17 protein-coding genes and 2 pseudogenes are annotated in these 15970 nt (G+C 70.5%); 6 read left to right on the top strand and 13 right to left on the bottom strand.

The window, feature by feature from the left end:
• Positions 1 to 533 precede the first annotated feature (533 nt).
• A complete protein-coding gene (locus OG524_RS32220; protein WP_405386997.1) occupies positions 534 to 1061 on the top strand; it encodes a GNAT family N-acetyltransferase in 528 nt (175 codons plus the stop codon).
• A gap of 10 nt (positions 1062 to 1071) precedes the next feature.
• On the opposite strand, the pseudogene OG524_RS32215 reads toward OG524_RS32220, so the two are convergent.
• Both OG524_RS32215 and OG524_RS32210 read right to left on the bottom strand, forming a co-directional pair.
• Positions 1072 to 1265: pseudogene (locus tag OG524_RS32215) on the bottom strand (IS630 family transposase); the annotation flags it as partial.
• 12 nt (positions 1266 to 1277) lie between these two features.
• A pseudogene (locus OG524_RS32210) lies at positions 1278 to 1544 on the bottom strand (cytochrome P450); the annotation flags it as partial.
• 106 nt (positions 1545 to 1650) lie between these two features.
• On the opposite strand from OG524_RS32210, the gene OG524_RS32205 reads away from it, so the two are divergent.
• Both OG524_RS32205 and OG524_RS32200 read left to right on the top strand, forming a co-directional pair.
• On the top strand, positions 1651 to 2487 hold the full coding sequence (locus OG524_RS32205) for a hypothetical protein (protein WP_405386999.1): 837 nt from the start codon (positions 1651 to 1653) through the stop codon (positions 2485 to 2487).
• A 55-nt stretch (positions 2488 to 2542) separates the two neighbouring features.
• Positions 2543 to 4615, top strand: coding sequence for an MDR family MFS transporter (locus OG524_RS32200; RefSeq protein ID WP_405387000.1), 2073 nt, complete (start codon positions 2543 to 2545; stop codon positions 4613 to 4615).
• A gap of 36 nt (positions 4616 to 4651) precedes the next feature.
• Here the strand turns inward: OG524_RS32200 and OG524_RS32195 are convergent, their stop codons facing one another.
• The 4 genes from OG524_RS32195 to OG524_RS32180 form a co-directional block, all read right to left on the bottom strand.
• Positions 4652 to 5110 (bottom strand): YchJ family protein, encoded by a 459-nt coding sequence (locus tag OG524_RS32195; RefSeq protein ID WP_405387002.1) that lies wholly within the window; start codon positions 5108 to 5110, stop codon positions 4652 to 4654.
• 88 nt (positions 5111 to 5198) lie between these two features.
• The gene (locus tag OG524_RS32190) at positions 5199 to 6008 is read right to left on the bottom strand and encodes an SAM-dependent methyltransferase (RefSeq protein WP_405387003.1); all 810 of its coding nucleotides are present in this window, start codon (positions 6006 to 6008) and stop codon (positions 5199 to 5201) included.
• Between the two features lie 66 nt (positions 6009 to 6074).
• The gene (locus tag OG524_RS32185) at positions 6075 to 6311 is read right to left on the bottom strand and encodes a DUF397 domain-containing protein (protein ID WP_405387004.1); all 237 of its coding nucleotides are present in this window, start codon (positions 6309 to 6311) and stop codon (positions 6075 to 6077) included.
• Complete coding sequence (locus OG524_RS32180; RefSeq protein WP_405387005.1) at positions 6311 to 7171, bottom strand: helix-turn-helix domain-containing protein; 861 nt, start codon at positions 7169 to 7171, stop codon at positions 6311 to 6313. The genes OG524_RS32185 and OG524_RS32180 overlap by 1 nt, the downstream gene beginning before the upstream one ends.
• Before the next feature lie 206 nt (positions 7172 to 7377).
• On the opposite strand from OG524_RS32180, the gene OG524_RS32175 reads away from it, so the two are divergent.
• Both OG524_RS32175 and OG524_RS32170 read left to right on the top strand, forming a co-directional pair.
• Positions 7378 to 7836: an ATP-binding protein gene (locus OG524_RS32175; RefSeq protein WP_405387006.1), complete on the top strand. Its 459-nt coding sequence runs from the start codon at positions 7378 to 7380 to the stop codon at positions 7834 to 7836.
• A complete protein-coding gene (locus OG524_RS32170; RefSeq protein ID WP_405387009.1) occupies positions 7830 to 8270 on the top strand; it encodes a hypothetical protein in 441 nt (146 codons plus the stop codon). Before OG524_RS32175 ends, OG524_RS32170 begins: the two co-directional genes overlap by 7 nt.
• A 354-nt stretch (positions 8271 to 8624) precedes the next feature.
• On the opposite strand, the gene OG524_RS32165 is transcribed toward OG524_RS32170, so the two are convergent.
• Positions 8625 to 8984 carry a hypothetical protein gene (locus tag OG524_RS32165; protein ID WP_405393409.1) on the bottom strand — a complete coding sequence of 120 codons (360 nt, stop codon included), beginning with the start codon at positions 8982 to 8984 and terminating at the stop codon, positions 8625 to 8627.
• A gap of 48 nt (positions 8985 to 9032) precedes the next feature.
• Here OG524_RS32165 and OG524_RS32160 point away from each other — a divergent pair, with 48 nt between their 5' ends.
• Positions 9033 to 9623, top strand: coding sequence for a hypothetical protein (locus tag OG524_RS32160; protein ID WP_405812163.1), 591 nt, complete (start codon positions 9033 to 9035; stop codon positions 9621 to 9623).
• Here the strand turns inward: OG524_RS32160 and OG524_RS32155 are convergent.
• From OG524_RS32155 to OG524_RS32130, 6 genes are all read right to left on the bottom strand, one after another.
• Positions 9608 to 10951: a 6-phospho-beta-glucosidase gene (locus OG524_RS32155; RefSeq protein ID WP_405387014.1), complete on the bottom strand. Its 1344-nt coding sequence runs from the start codon at positions 10949 to 10951 to the stop codon at positions 9608 to 9610. The genes OG524_RS32160 and OG524_RS32155 overlap by 16 nt on opposite strands.
• A gap of 84 nt (positions 10952 to 11035) precedes the next feature.
• Positions 11036 to 12562 carry a cytochrome P450 gene (locus tag OG524_RS32150; protein WP_405387016.1) on the bottom strand — a complete coding sequence of 509 codons (1527 nt, stop codon included), beginning with the start codon at positions 12560 to 12562 and terminating at the stop codon, positions 11036 to 11038.
• Between the two features lie 84 nt (positions 12563 to 12646).
• A complete protein-coding gene (locus OG524_RS32145) occupies positions 12647 to 13261 on the bottom strand; it encodes a GTP-binding protein (protein WP_405387018.1) in 615 nt (204 codons plus the stop codon).
• Positions 13242 to 13610 (bottom strand): DUF742 domain-containing protein, encoded by a 369-nt coding sequence (locus tag OG524_RS32140; RefSeq protein WP_405387019.1) that lies wholly within the window; start codon positions 13608 to 13610, stop codon positions 13242 to 13244. Before OG524_RS32140 ends, OG524_RS32145 begins: the two co-directional genes overlap by 20 nt.
• Positions 13607 to 14014 (bottom strand): roadblock/LC7 domain-containing protein, encoded by a 408-nt coding sequence (locus OG524_RS32135; protein WP_405387020.1) that lies wholly within the window; start codon positions 14012 to 14014, stop codon positions 13607 to 13609. Before OG524_RS32135 ends, OG524_RS32140 begins: the two co-directional genes overlap by 4 nt.
• The gene (locus OG524_RS32130; RefSeq protein ID WP_405812162.1) at positions 14011 to 15651 is read right to left on the bottom strand and encodes a sensor histidine kinase; all 1641 of its coding nucleotides are present in this window, start codon (positions 15649 to 15651) and stop codon (positions 14011 to 14013) included. The genes OG524_RS32135 and OG524_RS32130 overlap by 4 nt, the downstream gene beginning before the upstream one ends.
• Between the last annotated feature and the right edge of the window lie 319 nt (positions 15652 to 15970).

Below are 15970 nucleotides of genomic sequence, written 5' to 3'. Positions count from 1 at the left end.
GGTGCTGGTAAAACGCGCGGGTTCGTGGATTCCGGGATGACCAGCCGCAGGAACATGCACTCTGAGGCGGCCTTGGGAAGTGTTCGCGCGCGGGTTCAGTATGTCGTCCGCCTGCGAAACGCTGCTCGTCCGTGACACCGGGCACGGCAGCCTGGAATGGCTGAGGGCTGTCCCTCAACCGCTTCGACCTCGCGCCCTGAGGCCCGGAGATCTCGTCGTTACTGACGTCGGCGCTTCAAGGTGATGGGGGTGGGGCCGGGGCGATTGCGGACAAGCGTGGCGAGTCGGCCCACGGCGAGGTTCGCGAGGCTGCGCTTGAGGCAGACCCACAGGTCCTCGACCGCGTTGAGTTCAGGTGCCGAGGCGGGCGGGATGAACGCGATGGCTTTTCGGTTCCTGCCGATTCCTGCTCAGCGGTCATCGGCCTCCGATAACGTGAAGAAATGCTTTCTGATGATGCGTTACGGACTGGCTGGGTCTACGAACGGGCAGTCGACGGTTTTGGGACGGTCCGTCTGCATCCGGTGGATCCCGTGGAGGACGTGGATGTGGTCCACGCGTGGGTCACGGAGCCCCGGGCGAGTTTCTGGGGCATGGGCGAACTGAGCCGCGCCCAGGTCCTGGGCATCTACCGCCACCTGGACGCCCTGCCTACCCATCAGGCGTACCTGGCCTATCGTGACGACACCCCGGTGGCGCTGTTCCACACCTACGAGCCGGCCGACGACCGCATCAGCGCGTGCTACCCCGTCGAACCCGGGGACGTCGGCATCCACCTGCTCCTCGGCCCCACCCCCGGCGCCGCAGAAGCGGGCTTCACCAGCGCGCTGTTCCCCGAACTCCTCACGCACGCGCTCATAGGCCACAGCCGCATCGTGGGTGAACCGGACGCTCGCAACGCCAAGGTCCTCGCCCGCCTGCAGCGGACGGGCTTCACCCTCCACCACGAGATCCTGCTGCCCGCGACCACCGATCCCGAGTTCTCCCAGCCCGAGAAGCTGGCCCGGCTGGTCTTCTTCACCCCCGACAGGCTGCCCGCCCGCTCTGAAGGCCTCTACTGACTTCGGCTCGTCAGGGTGACGTCGGGGTGCCGAGGGTCAGTCCGGTGCCGGCTATGAAGCCGTCGAGGGTGTCGGGCCGGTACGCAGGCGCTTGAGCCGGTTGCGGACGAGGGCTTCGAGCCGGTCGACGGCGACCACGGCCAGGTTGGCGAGGCTGCGCTTGACGTGTGCCCAGACCCATTCGACCGGGTTGAGGTCGGGTGACTAGGCGGGGCCCCTGCGCACGGCGTGCTCCCGGCCGCTGAGCTGCAGGATCGTCCTGCCGTGCACGGGTTCCGACTGCCAGTCGTAGTTCTCGGTGGTGAACTCCTGGGCCTTGTCCTTGAAGACGCGCTCGACGTCCTCGTACCGCGAGACGAGTCAGCTTTCCGTCGCCTCGTGCCTGATCAGAGGAGCGTGCTCGCGCATCGTCCGCTAGGCCCCGTAGGGGTCGGCGGCGAAGGCGGGCGAGAGAATGTCGGGCAGGGTTGATGCTTGTGACACGTGTGACTCCTGTGGGGCAGACGTCAGGATGCTCCGGGGTCGTGAACGAGCAGCGCCCACAAGGTTATTGATCGGCCACCCCGTCCCGCACCCTTGGGAGAACGTCATGAACCCCGCGTCCGGCAGACCCCGCCCGGCCCTCCTCTTCGTCACCGATCTCGCCTACGAGGCGCGCGGCCGCCGCTACTGCGACGAGGACATCCTCCTCACCTCCCGGCTGCGCGAGGAATTCGATGTCGCGCTCTGTCACCCCCGGGACGCCGCGGCGCTGCTGGACGGCTTCGACGCCGTGGTCATGCGCAACAGCGGACCGGTGCTGCACTACCAGGAGGCGTACGACGCCTTCCGGGCCCGCGCGCGGGAGCTGGGCCTCCCGGTCTACAACGCGCTCGACGGACGCGGCGACATGGCGGGCAAGCAGTACCTGGTCGATCTGAGCCGGGCCGGATATCCGGTGATCCCCACCGTGGACCGGACGGCGGACCTCGGTCTGCTCCCCCGGGCCGACGAGTACGTGGTCAAGCCGAAGCTCGGCGCGGACTCGGTGGGGCTGCGGGTCACCCCGGACGCCGTGCTCCCGGAGGGCGGCGACGGCACACTGCTCGTGCAGCCGAGGATCGACTTCCGCTACGAGGTGTCCTTCTACTTCATCGACCAGGACTTCCGGTACGCCCTGTACGCACCGGATCCGGCGCACCGCTGGGTGCTGGAGCCGTACAAGCCCGCTCCCGCCGATCTGGACTTCGCCCGCCGCTTCGTGGAGTGGAACACCCTCACCCACGGAATCCAGCGGGTGGACGCCTGCCGGACGGCGGAGGGTGAGCTGCTGCTCGTCGAGCTGGAGGACCTCAATCCGTATCTCTCGCTCGACCGTGTCCCGGCCGAGGTCCGCGAGGCGTTCGTGGCCCGGATGAAGGTCTCCCTGCGGAGGCTGACGGCCTGACCCGTCCGGCCTTCCACCGCATGCGGGGGTCCGTGGCCGGTGTGAGGGTGCAAGCGTGACCACTGCCAGCGAGACCTCATCCGCCGCGCAGAGTGCCGCCGCGCCACCCGTGCTCGACCCCCGCCGCAGGAACATCGTCTTCGCGACGATCGTGCTCGGAATCCTGCTGGCGGCCCTGGACCAGACGATCGTGGGAACGGCACTGCCCACGATCGTCTCGGAGCTCGGCGGTGCCGAGCACATGTCATGGGTCGTCACCGCCTATCTGCTGGCGGAGACGGTGGCGACCGTCCTGGTCGGCAAGTTCGGCGACCTGTTCGGCCGGAAGCTGATCTTCCAGATCTCGGCGGTCATCTTCATCACCGGCTCGTTCCTCTGCGGTCTCGCGTCGAACATGCTGCTGCTGATCATCTGGCGGGGTCTGCAGGGCATCGGCGCGGGCGGTCTGATGGTCACGTCGATGGCGCTGATCGCGGATGTCATCCCGTTGCGCGAACGCGGTAAGTACCAGGGGGCGATCGGTGCGGTCTTCGGTATCGCCACGGTCGTCGGGCCGCTGCTGGGCGGACTGTTCACCGACCATCTGACCTGGCGCTGGGCGTTCTACGTCAACGTGCCGATCGCGATCGTCGTGGTCATCGCGGCCGCCCGCAACATCCCGGCGGTGAAGGCGGCCGGGCGGCCGGTCATCGACTACCTGGGCATCGCGCTGGTCGCGATCGGCGCCAGCGCCCTGATCCTGGCGACGAGCTGGGGCGGCAACGAGTACGCCTGGGGCTCCCCCGTCATCATCGGTCTGTTCATCGGCGGACTCGTCGCCCTGGCACTGTTCTGCGTGGTCGAGGTGCGGGCGAAGGAACCGATGCTGCCGATGCGGCTGTTCCGGAACCCGGTGTTCACGGTCTGCTCCATCCTCAGCTTCATCGTGGGCTTCGCGATGCTCGGCGCGATGATCTTCCTGCCGACGTATCTGCAGTACGTGGACGGGGACTCGGCCACACTGTCGGGGGTGCGGACGCTGCCCATGGTGGTCGGGCTGCTCGCCGCCTCGATCTTCAGCGGCAACGTGGTCAGCAGGACGGGCCACTACCGGATCTTCCCCGTCGTGGGTTCGCTGGTCATGGCGGTCGGCCTCTTCCTGCTCTCCCGTATGGGGCCGGACAGCGGGGTCTGGCTGGAGTCGCTGTACATGCTGATCCTGGGCGTGGGCATCGGTCTGTCGATGCAGGTGCTGATCATCGCCGTGCAGAACACCGTCGACTACTCGGACCTGGGCACGGCGACATCGGGCGTGACGTTCTTCCGCACCCTGGGCAGCGCGTTCGGTACGGCGGTGTTCGGCACCATCTACGCGAACGCGCTGCGGCCGAATCTGACGGAGGGCGTCGAACAGGCCGCCCGGGCGGGCGGCGACCCCGCGACGCTGGTGAAGGCCGCGGAGAGCCCCCAGGCCGTGCACGCGCTCCCGGCCGAGCAGACCGCTCCGCTGGCGCAGGCATACGCGGACACGCTGCACACGGTCTTCCTGTGGACGGTCCCGGTCGCCCTGATCGGGTTCGTCGTGGCACTGTTCCTGAAACAGGTGAAGCTGCGCGACACCGCGCGCGGTGACTCGACCGACATGGGCGAGGGCTTCGCCCAGCCGGGCACCGGGGACTCCGCGAAGCTGCTCGAATTCTCCGTGGCCAGGATCCTGGGGGCCGCCGGTCCCGACACGGCCAGGCGGATCGTCGCGGAGTCCGACACCCGCCTCGACACGGCGGGGGCGTGGGTGGTGATGCAGGTGGACCTGTTCACCCGGATGGTCGGCCACGCCGGCCTCAAGCTGATCGCGGCCAGGCACCGGATCCCGCCCGAGGTGCTGGTGCCGGTCTTCGACCGGATGATCGAGGAGGGCTACCTGACCGGGGACGGCCACCTCTTCACCCACACCGCGGCGGGCCGGCGGGAAGCGGCCACGATCTCCGGCGCCTGGGTGCGCTGGCTCGACGAGCGGCTGGCCGAGGACGGCGCCCGGCCCGACGACCGGCAGCTGCACGCCGCGGTCGACGTCATCGCCAAGCGGCTGCTCGCGGAGGACCTGGCGCACGAGCTGGCACCGGCGGAACGGACGGGCTCCGCGGTCTGAGGCCCGGGGCGGGGTCCAGGGCCGGGCAGCCGTCTCTCAGTCGACGAAGACCGCCGTCGAGTAGACCCACGCGCCCTCGTGACGGACGAAGCGGCTCTTCTCGTGGAGCGAGTCGGGACGGCCGTCGTCGGTGTAGTGGGCGCGGAAGGTGACCGTACCGGTGCTGTGGAAGGCGCTGCCCTCGGTGGTGTCCAGGATCTCCAGGCCCGTCCAGCGCATGGCCGGGTCGAAGCCGACGGACGCGGGACGGGTCTCCGGGTGCCAGGTGCGCAGCAGGTAGGCGGCGTCCCGGACCACGAAGGCCGCGTACCGCGAGCGCATCAGTGCCTCGCACGTCGGGGCGGGGGCGGTGCCGGCGTGGAACCGGCCGCAGCAGTCCCCGTACGCGGCCTGCCCGCCGCACGGGCAGGGCGAGGCCGGGGTGATCTGCCGGGGGCCCGCTCCGCTGGTGGCGGGGCCGCCCGGCCGGCGCGGGCGTGAGGTGCGTCGTGACATGCGTCCATTGTGACCCGCGGGCCGGGGTGTCCGTCGGCCCGGGGCGGCCGGGACCGACGGTCGGGGCCTGGCCGCCGGGGGTCGGCGGTCAGGGCTTGCGGGCCACTCCCGCGTAGCCGGGAATCGGGTCGTCGCCGGGGACGTCGATGACCTGGCCGAGCTCCGGCCGCCAGTCGGCGGAGAGCGAGACGCCCGGCTCGACGAGCTCGAGCCCGTCGAAGAACGCGGTGAGCTCGGCGCGCGAGCGGGGCCGCAGGGTCATCCCGCGCGCCTTGTACAGCGCGCGTGCCTGGGCGGCGCCCTCGGGGTCGAAGTCGCCCGTGGTGTGCGAGAGCACCAGGTAGCTGCCTGAGGGCAGCCGGTCCAGGAGGCGGCCGACGAGGTCGGCGGCGCCGTCCTCGTCGTCGATGAAGTGCAGCAGGGCCAGGAGCGACAGCGCAACGGGCCGGCCGAAGTCGAGGACCTTGCCGGCCGCTTCGAGGATGGCGTCGGGCCGGCGGGCGTCGGCCTGGATGTACTCGGTGGCACCCTCGGGGGTGGAGCGCAGCAGGGCCGCCGCGTGGGCGAGCACGATCGGGTCGTTGTCGCAGTAGACGACGCGCGCGTCCGGGGCGGCCTGCTGGGCGATCTGGTGGAGGTTCGGCTCGGTGGGTATGCCGGTGCCGATGTCGAGGAACTGGCGTATGCCGTTCTCGGCGAGCCAGCGGGTGGCCCGGTGCATGAAGGCCCGGTTGACCCGGGCCATGTCACGGCCCCGGGCGTCCAGGGTCAGCAGCTGGCGGGCCATCTGTTCGTCGACCGGGTAGTTGTCCTTGCCGCCGAGGAACCAGTCGTACATCCGCGCGGGATGCGGCTTGCTCGTGTCGATCTCGACTGCGTGGTTCTCTTGCCCGGTCATGTCGCGCTCCGTTGGTCGGCGGTCACTCGGCGAACAGCGTGTGGGGCGAGAATATGTGGCTGCGTGTCAGGTGAGAAGGAAGTCTGCCTGACCGGACTTGGCGCCTTGGATGAAGGCGGCGATCTCACCGTTGGAGTAGATGAGTGCGGGGCCGTCGGGGTCCGCGGACTGGCGGACGGCCACTCTGCCGTCGGCCAGTTTCATGGCCTCGACGCAGTTGCCCCCGTTACCGCCGCTCCACGGCTTGTACCAGCCTTCCGTGCCGAGCTCGGCGGCCGGCATGCCGTTGTATATGTGGTTCATCACAGCTCCTTGCGGAAGTCCCTGAGGATTTCCTTCGTGCGTTGTGCAGTTGCGGCCTGAGCCGCCATGCGGTCCATGACCTCGAGGTAGGAGGCCACCTCGGGGCGCGCGTCGAAGTAGACGGCGCCGGTCAGGTACTCGCTGTAGACCATGTCGGGCAGTTCGGGCACGGCGAAGCGGAAGAGGACGAACGGGCCGTAGGTGCCGGGGTGGTGGCCGGTCGCGAACTCCGCGATCTGCAGCGTCACATGGGGCAGCTCGGTCGCTTCCAGCAGCCGGTCGACCTGTCCGCGCATGGCGTCGGGGCTGCCGACGGGCCGGCGCAGGACGGTCTCGTCCATGACCACCCACAGCTTCGGCGCGTCGTCCTTCGTGAGCAGGGACTGCCGCTCCATCCGCAGCGCCACATGGCGCTCGATGTCCTCGGGTCTGGTCTGGCCCACGGCCCCGGTGCGCAGGACGGAGCGTGCGTAGTCCTCGGTCTGCAGGAGGCCGGGGACGAAGTGCGGTTCGTAGGTGCGCAGGAGGCTCGCGGCGCCCTCCAGGCTGACGTACATGCTGAACCAGTCGGGCAGCACGTCGTGGAAGCGCTGCCACCAGCCCGGCTTGTTGGCCTCTTCGGTGAGGTCGACGAAGGCCTCGGCCTCGCCGTCGGCGATGCCGTAGGCCTTCAGGAGGAGCTGGACGTAGGGGACCTTCAGCCCGACCTCGGCGGTCTCCATCCTGCGTATCGTCCCGGGGGCGACACGGAGCACCTTGGCGGCCTGATCGCGGCTCAGGCCGACACGCTCCCGCAGATCCTGCAGACGCTTGCCGAGAACGACCTGGCCCACGGTCGGGGCGGACCGCGGTTCGCTCACTTCAGACCTCCCGATGCGCTGTTTGCCAGCAGTGTGCCATGCGCTCGCCCCCAAGAACACTGCCACTCTGGAAATTTCAGAGTGCCTCTTGCCAAGTGTTCACGTCAGGGGGAGAGTTGGTGGGTGAACGAGTTCACGTAGTCGCGTACGGCCCCATTTCCGTACGGTGCGAAGCGTGACGCAGCCCCCACTGTGAGGAATCGGTCGTGGCACCTGGCAGTGCGCTCATCCCCCGGCTCATGGACCTCAGTCCCGGGACGGAAGCGCTCCGTTACTGCTTCGCGCTGCCCGCGCACCCCGAGTCGGTGGCCGGTGCGCGGCGCCTCACGAGAGACCGGCTCGAGGAGTGGCGGCTGGGCGGGGACGCGTACGACGCGGCGATCCTGATCGTCTCCGAGCTCGTCACCAACGCCGTGGTGCACACCGCCAGCGCGCGGGTCGTCTGCGAGCTCCGGTGCTCCGACGGGCGGCTGCGCGTGTCGGTGCAGGACCAGGGCCACCAGCCCGGTGGTCCACGGCTGCAGCTCACCGCGGACGACGAACACGGGCGTGGGCTGCTGCTCGTGGACTCCATGAGCGCGGCGTGGGGGTCCCACGACGCGGGGAACGGCTCGGGGCGCATCGTGTGGGCGGAGCTGGTGTACGGCACGGGGCGCGCATGCTGAAGAAGGCCCTGTCCCAGCTGTTCGGCGGGCGCGTCGACCGTCCTCAGGAGGACGTCGGCGTGCCGGGCCGTGTCCGGCTGCCGCTGCCGGCCGCGCTGTCGGCGAGCCTGGGCTGCGACGCGGTCGGCGTGCCCGCCCGATACGGATTCCGGTTGATGTCCCATCTGCCGCGGGCCGGGTGCGTGTTCGCCGACGCGGACCAGTGGTGGTGGATCGTCCCGTCGGGCTCGGATCTCGATCTGGACTGGCCGGAGCCGGCTTCGTACGCCACGGGTGCATACGTCCCGGCCGTGCGTCCCCGGCTGATCCACGCACCGGACAGCCGTACGCCCTATACGCCACCGATTCCGCTTTTCCTCATGGTGTGCCAGGTCACCGGGGTCGCACCGTCCTGGGCTCCGTCCGGCCGGCCGAACGCCGTGCCCGCTCCCTGACCCCTCGCCGCGGACACCTTCCGAGGGCGTTGTCAGTGGCCGGATCCAGTCCGGCTCCACCGCACGTGGCGCCGGCCACCGTCCGGGGCTCGTCGCGGCGCTGCTCACCGAGATCCACGCCCGACGCGCCGCCGCCGCGCTCCCCTCGGTGCTCGGCGTACGGGAGTCCGGTGAGACGCGGTTGCGCCGGGTCCGGCTCACGTCGCTGGGATGCCGGGTCCGGGCGACGGGCGAAGAAGCCGCCGCGGAGGTGTACTTCGCGCATCCGGGGGCTGCCGCCGTCCTCGTCCTGCACAAGCGGTGGGCGGCTGCCGACGGGCAGGAACTGACCGGGCACCGGTTGTCCACGCGTCGTCACCTCGGCACGACACTCGGCTGTCTGGCGACAGGCAGTCTGGTCAGTGAGAGCGCGCGGCGCACCGCGAGCCGTGCGCTGACGATCTCCGGGAGCAGGGTGGGCGCCACGAGTGTCACCCCGGTCGCCACGTCCTGGACCGAGCTGCCCGAGTCCCCCTCGTCCGTGATCCGGCGGCGCTCGCCGCCTTGTGGGAGGGACGGCCGCAGCCAGGACTTCCAGGTGCGGCGGACGTCCTCCCTGCCGAGCCAGGGGCGGCCGACGGGGATCGGCTTCCCTGTGGAGCGGCGCAGATGGGCGGCGACCCACAGGGCCTCGCCGATGGCGAAGAGCCCGACGGCCGCCCCGGCTCCGCCCACGGGTCGAGGCGGAGTCGATGCGGATCGTCCCCCTCTCGGAGGTGGAACGTGTCGGTTACGACCCTGCCGAGCAGCGGCTGGAAGCTGTCCTACGCGACGAGGCGGGCAATCGCGCGCTGGTGGGTTTCCGGCTACCGGCCGGTCTGCCCCGGCGCGCTCGACGCGCTGGCCGGGGCGCTGGAGGAGGGGGCCGCCCATATCAGCGGTTCGGTCCACCTCACGGGCGGCGAGATCCGGATCGATCCTGTCGCGGTGCTGACACCGGCCGGGGTGATCGTGCCCGACCTGGCGCCCGGTGACGGCCCGGCGGCTCTGGCGACGGCGGCCCGCCGCCCGTCCGATGCCCTGACGGCGGCGCCCGACGAGGCGGTGGACGCCCTGGCCGCGGTGGCGCACAGCGGCTCCGCCACCTCTCCGTCCCGGCCCGGGACCGTATCGACGACGCGGCGACAGCCCTGTCACGGACCGGACTCACGCGTGCCGCCGCACTGCTGCGGGCGTTCCTGGGCGCGGTGGGCACGCTCGACGGCGACGGGTCGGCCGGGTCCGCCGCGTGGCTGGCGGCCCAGCTGCACCTCCTGGTCAGCAGCGAACTCCTGGCCGCGGGAGGTGCCTGACCCCGGTCATGACGTGAGGTAGGCGAGCCCGGGGTGCACCTTCGTGTACCCCTCGACCAGTCGGTGGGCCACGGAGACGGAGTCGACCAGCGGGTGCAGGGCGAAGGCACGCACGGCCGCGGCACGCGAGCCGGTCTCCGCCGCTTCCAGCACCGCGCGTTCCACGGCCTTGACCGCGGTGACCAGGCCGACCGCGTGGTACGGGAGCGGATCGACGGTCACGGGGTGGGCGCCGTTGGCGTCGACCAGGCAGGGAACCTCGATGACGGCGTCCTCGTCGAGCACCGAGAGGGTGCCCCGGTTGCGGACGTTCAGGATCAGGGAGGTCCGCTCGTTGCGGGCGACGGCCCGCATCAGGGCGAGCGCCACCTGTTCGTAGCCTCCGGAGTCCAGGTCGCTCTCCTCGCGCTCACCAGCCCCTGCCACGTCCCGGTTCTCCGCCATGTACGTGGCCTCGCGTTCGGCGCGCGTACGGTCCCAGGTGGTGAGCGCCGGGGCGTCCGGGTCCTTCATCCGGGCGTAGAAGCCCTCCTGCTGGTCGCGGAGGAAGGCACCGCGGGTCTGTTCGGCTTCCTGGTAGGCGCGGACCGCTTCACGGTTGAAGTAGTAGTAGTGCAGGTACTCGTTGGGGATCGAGCCGAGGGAGCGCAGCCAGTCCGCGCCGAAGAGCCTGCCCTCCTCGAAGGAGCCGAGCAGGGCGGGATCGGCGAGCAGGCGCGGGAGCTCGTCGCGGCCGTCGACCTCCAGACCGCGCACCCAGCCGAGGTGGTTGAGCCCGACGTAGTCCACCCGGGCCCGGTCCGGGTCCGCGCCCAGGACCCGGGCGATCCGGCGGCCGAGCCCCACCGGTGAGTCGCAGATCCCGATGACCCGGTCACCGAGGTGCCGGGACATGGCCTCGGTGACCAGACCCGCCGGGTTCGTGAAGTTGATGACCCAGGCGTGCGGTGCGAGCCGGGCGACGCGCCGGGCCAGGGCAACCGCGACGGGCACGGTGCGCAGCCCGTACGCGATGCCGCCCGCGCCGACCGTCTCCTGGCCCAGGACGCCTTCGTCGAGCGCGACGCGTTCGTCCGCCGCGCGGCCCGCGAGGCCGCCGACGCGGATCGCGGAAAAGACGAAGTCGGCGCCGCGCAGGGCCTCGTCGAGGTCGTCCGTGGCGACGACTGCGGGTGCGTCATGGACGTCCCGCGCCTGTTCGGCGAGGACCCGGGCGACGGCGGTGAGCCGGTCAGCGTCCGTGTCGTACAGGGTCACCCGGGAGACGCGGCCCTCGGCGTGATCGCCGAGCAGTGCCCCGTACACGAGAGGGACCCGGAATCCGCCACCGCCAAGAATTGTCAGCTTCACGCTGCTCGATGGTACGGGGCCGTCACCCGAGGCCGTGGCACCCCGGACCGGTGGGGTCCGGGGCCACCGGTCCCACGGCTGCCGTCAGTGGCCGTTCCACCAGCGGGTGACGGCGTGCCAGATCCTGCCCGGCCCGGTCCGCTGGGCGGGAATGACAACGCTCTCGTCGGGCGCGGCCACCGGATCGGCGGTGCGTACGCCGGCCGGGGCGTGTCCCGTCGGGACGGCCTTGGTGTCCCTGGGTGCGGCGGGGGACGGCACCTCCCAGTCGCTGCCGGGCCGCCGCCGGGGGGCGATCGGCGGGTCAGCCTCGACCTCCTGCTGCGGGCTCGGGGCGAACCGTGCGGGAAGCTCCACCAGGTGCCGTGAGACGAAGTTGCCGACCCAGCTCAACTGGCTCTCGTCGATGCTGAGTTCCAGGTCGGGGAGCCGCATGAGCAGGGCGTCGACACCGACGTCGGCGATGGCGCGCCCGATGTCCTGGCCGGGGCACTCGTGGGGTCCGCTGCTGAAGGCCAGGTGGGCACGGTTGCCCTCCATGTTGGCGTTGAGGTCGGGCCGTACGACGGGGTCCGTGTTGGCGGGCGCGATGCCGACGATCAGGGCGTCGCCGGCCTTGATCTGCTGCCCGCCGAGCTCGGTGTCACCGACCGCCCAGCGGCCCAGGATCGAGGTGAACGGCGGCTCGTCCCACAGGGTCTGCTCGACCGCCTCGGGCACCGTCATATGGCCCCCGCTGAGCCTGGCCCGGAAGCGGGGGTCCGTGAGCACCATGCGCAGCACGTTGGCGATGAGGTTGGCGGTCGTCTCGTACGCGACGATGAGGACCACCCGCAGGTGCTCGGCGACCTCCTTGTCGGTGAGCCCGGCGGGGTGCTCGACGAGCCAGGTGGCGAAGTCCTCGGCCGGGGCGGCCCTGCGGCGTTCGACCAGCCGGTTCAGCGCGCCGATGATGTAGTCGTTGCTCGCGACGGCGGTCTCGGTGCCCCGCGTCATGTCGCGGGCGGCCTGCACCAGGCGGTCGTTGTACTCGTCGGGCATGCCGATGATCGCGCACATCACCATCATCGGCAGCCGCTCGGCGAACTGGGTGACCAGCTCGGACCGGCCGCCCTGGCAGAACTCGTTGACGAGGCGGTTGCTGTACCGGTTGATGTGGCGGCGGACCCCGCGGGTGTCGATGCGGGCCATGCTGTCGGTGACCGCGCCACGCAGCCGCTCGTGGGCGTCGCCCTCGGCGAAGGAACAGACGGGCTGCCAGGTGAAGACCGGGGCGAGCGGGTGGTCCGGGGCCACGCTGCCGTCCTGCAGGGCCCGCCAGCGCCGGGAGTCGCGGGAGAACTGCGAGGGCGTCCGGGTCATGTGCAGGTTCTCGCTGTGACCGAGCACCAGCCAGGCGGGGACGTCTCCGTGCATCAGTACGGGTGCCACGGTGCCGTGTTCGGCGCGCAGCTTGTCGTACAGGGCTGCGGGGTCCTCCTCGGCCTCGGGGCCGAACAGCCGTCGCAGACCGCCGGGACCGGTGCCGCCGACGAGGCCGTGTGCCGGGCATTCGGGGGGCGGAACGGGCCCCGTGGCCGCTCCGGGTTCATGCTGGAAAGGGGAGTTCACAGATGCTCCAGGGATAGGGCATTCCAGGGTTCGGGCAGGGGACGCTCGGGACGGGGGGTGCACGGAGGGGGACGCGCGCCACCGTCAGGCGAGGGGGACGGCCAGGCTGTGCAGGTAGCGCATCAGCGTCATCAGCACGTCACGGCTGGAGGTGCGCAGCCGGGCGTCGCAGTCGATTATCGGGACCTCTTCCGGCAGGTCGAGGGCGTTGCGCAGGGCCTCGACGGGGTGATTCGGCGCGTCGGGGAAGGTGTTGACGGCGACGACGAACGGCACGCCACGCTCCTCCAGCCGGCCGATGACGTCGAAGCTGACCTGGAGCCGCCGGGTGTCGAGGAGGACGACGGCTCCGAGGGCGCCTTCGAACAGCCCGTTCCACAGGAACCAGAAGCGTTCCTGGCCGGGGGTGCCGAACAGGTAGAGGATCAGCTCCTCGCTGAGGCTGATCCGGCCGAAGTCCATGGCGACGGTGGTGGAGGTCTTGCTCTCCACCCCCACGTTGTCGTCCACGCCGACGCCGGCCTGGGTCATGGTCTCTTCGGTCGTCAGGGGCCGGATCTCGCTCACCGAGCCGACCATGGTCGTCTTGCCGACCCCGAACCCTCCGACGATGACGACCTTCACCGCGGCCGTGGCCGTGGTGGGAAGGACGTCCTCGGTGCGGGGGCCCGTGATCGTGTCAGAGCTTCTGAAGTCCATGCATCACCGCTTCGAGGAGGGACCGGTCCGGGAGCGCGGCGCGGACGATGGGCGCGCGCGATTCGATCAGCTCGGTCGCCAGTAGTTCCGTCAGGAGCGAGGTGACCACGCTGAAGGGCAGGCTCAGATAGGCCGAGATCTCGGCGACGGACAACGGTGCCCTGCAGAGCCGCAGGATCGCGGCCTGCTCGGGCTGGACCGTCGGCGACGGTTCGGCCTGCGCGACGACCATGGTGACGAGGTCGAGCGCGGCCCTCTCACCGCCGGTGTCACCGGTGATCACGTACAGCCGTTCCGGGTCGCTCAGCGCCGGATCGGCCTTTCGGCGTTCTCGTCGGGAAGCACTCATCCGGCCTGCCCGTCATGTCGGGGAGGGCTCGTCAGGTGCGCGCCGATGCGGACGACCATGTCGCGCATGCGGGCGCCCACCAGTCCGGCGTCGATGGTCTCCCCCGCGAGGACCGCGAGGTAGGCGCCGGTCCCTGCGGCCATCAGGTAGAAGAACCCGCCGGTGACCTCGATGACGACGAGCTTCATCAGGCCGTCGCTGTACGGGATCTCGGTGGCGACCGCGGCGGCCAGGCTCTGCAGTCCGGCGCAGGCCGCCGCGAGCCGGTCGGCGACATCGGGGTCGCCGCCGTGCCGGGCGATGCGCAGGCCGTCCGAGGAGAGCACCACGATCTGGTGGATGCTCGGTACGTCGTCGGCCAGTTCCTTGAGCATCCAGTCCATGTTTCCCCGCTGCTGGATCACTTCAGGTCTCCCTTGTCCCACGCGTCGTCAGAGTCTTCGCCGTTCCTCGGTTCCTGCGGCACACCGTTGACGGCCTGGGTGAAGGCCTCCAGCCAGAGTCCGGGCGGGGGTTCGTCGCCGCCCGGCCGTCCGCCGTTGGTGCCGTGGTGTCCGTTGTGGTGCGCTCCGGCGGCGGGCTCGGCGGCCTGGGCCGCGTGCTGCTGCGGAAGGTTGTGCGAACCGAGAGGCGCGCGACCGCGGCTGCGACGCTGCGGAAGTCCGCCTGCCGTCCACTCGGTGACCACGATCTCGTCGTCGTCCATCGCGACGGGGACGGCGGGCCGGGCCGCGGACGCGGATCCGGCCGGGGGGGCCGTGACCGACGGGACCGGCCCGGTCGCGGCGGGACGGGCCTTGCGCTTGCCGCGCGGCGGTACGACGTGCTGCAGCTGCGACATGTCGAGCGAGCTCTGCGGGCGCGAGGTGGCACCGATGCCGTGCGCGATTCCGGGAGCCGGCCCGGTGGTGATCATGTCGCGGGGGACGATGAGCACGGCACGGACACCGCCGTACGCGGACTGCCGCAGGGAGACCTGGAGTTGGTACATCCGGGACAGGCGGCCCACGACGGCCATGCCGAGCCGGGGGGACTCCCCGAGGTCGTTCATGTTGATGCCGGCCTGGGCCTGGGCGAGCATGTTCTCGGCCCGTGCGCGGGCCTCCTCGCTGAGACTGACCCCGCCGTCCTCGATCTCGATGGCGATGCCGGTCTGCACCTCGACCGCTGTGACGTGCACCCGGGTCTGCGGCGGGGAGTAGCGGGTGGCGTTGTCGAGGAGTTCGGCGCAGGCGTGGATGAGCGGTTCGACCGCGGTCCCGACGATCGCGATCTTGGCGATCGAGTGCAGATCGACGCGCTGGTACTCGAGGATCCGGGACATGGCACCGCGCAGCACACTGAACAGCGGTACCGCCTTGGGCCATTGACGGCTGGGCCGGGCTCCGCCGAGTACCGCGATGGAGTCGGCGAGCCGTCCGATCAGTGCGGTGCCGTGGTCGATGCGGAGCAGGTCGTCGAAGACCTCGGGGTTGCGCCCGTGGTGGTCCTCCATCTCCCTGAGCTCACTGGCCTGTCGGTGGACGATGGCCTGGACACGGCGAGCGACGCTGACGAAGGCGCGCTGCGCGGAGTCACGCATCGCCTCCTCGTTGTCGATGATGTCGAGGACCTGGAGGACCAGGGCGCGTTGCGCCTTGGGGAGGTTGCGGGAGGACTCGTCCGCGTCGACGATGTCGCGCATCACCTCCTGCGGCGAGTTGCTGGCACGCAGCCGCCGGATCGCGGCGGGCAGGAGTTCCTTGGTGAGCCGTACGGTCTCCTGGTCGTGGGCGGCGATGCGGTGTTCCAGGTGGGCGATGCGCTTTTCGTACTCGGCGCGCTGGACGCGCGCCGCCCGCTTGCGGCGGTTGAGTGCGACGGCGAGCGTGGCGACCACGGCTGTGGCGATCGCACCGCACCAGACGACTGCCGTCCGGGTGGCCCCGGTGACCGGCACCGCGCCGGCCGCCGTGGCACCGGCCATCAGCACGACGGGCAACAGCGCGGCGCGGACCACGGGGATGTCTCTGCTTGTCGGCGGTGATTCAACACGAACCATCTGAACCCTCTGGCGGTTGATTCGGGAGGTAGACGCACTTGTACGGACAGTTATGAACAAGTGCTCGAATTCATATCAACTCGACTTCACTGCGCGTGAGCCTAGCCAGATCAGAACAGCGCTTCGGCACATTCACCCAACCCCCTGCGCGAGCATTCCGGCGGTAATACACTCACCAGTTTTTGCACACACCGCCTCCGAACGTACGCGGGGAGTGACGACTCAGGGGAATCGGTGGAAAGCAGACCAGCGCGTACCGCCCTGCGGGACAATGCGCCGGGTGCCACCCTTGCTTCCACGGACAGGTTTCCAGCAAGGA

Origin of the sequence: Streptomyces sp. NBC_01520, from assembly GCF_045040375.1 — a bacterium.
Lineage (GTDB): Bacteria > Actinomycetota > Actinomycetes > Streptomycetales > Streptomycetaceae > Streptomyces.
Note: the sequence above shows the minus strand (reverse complement) of the source record. Positions and strands in the feature narration are given on the sequence as shown.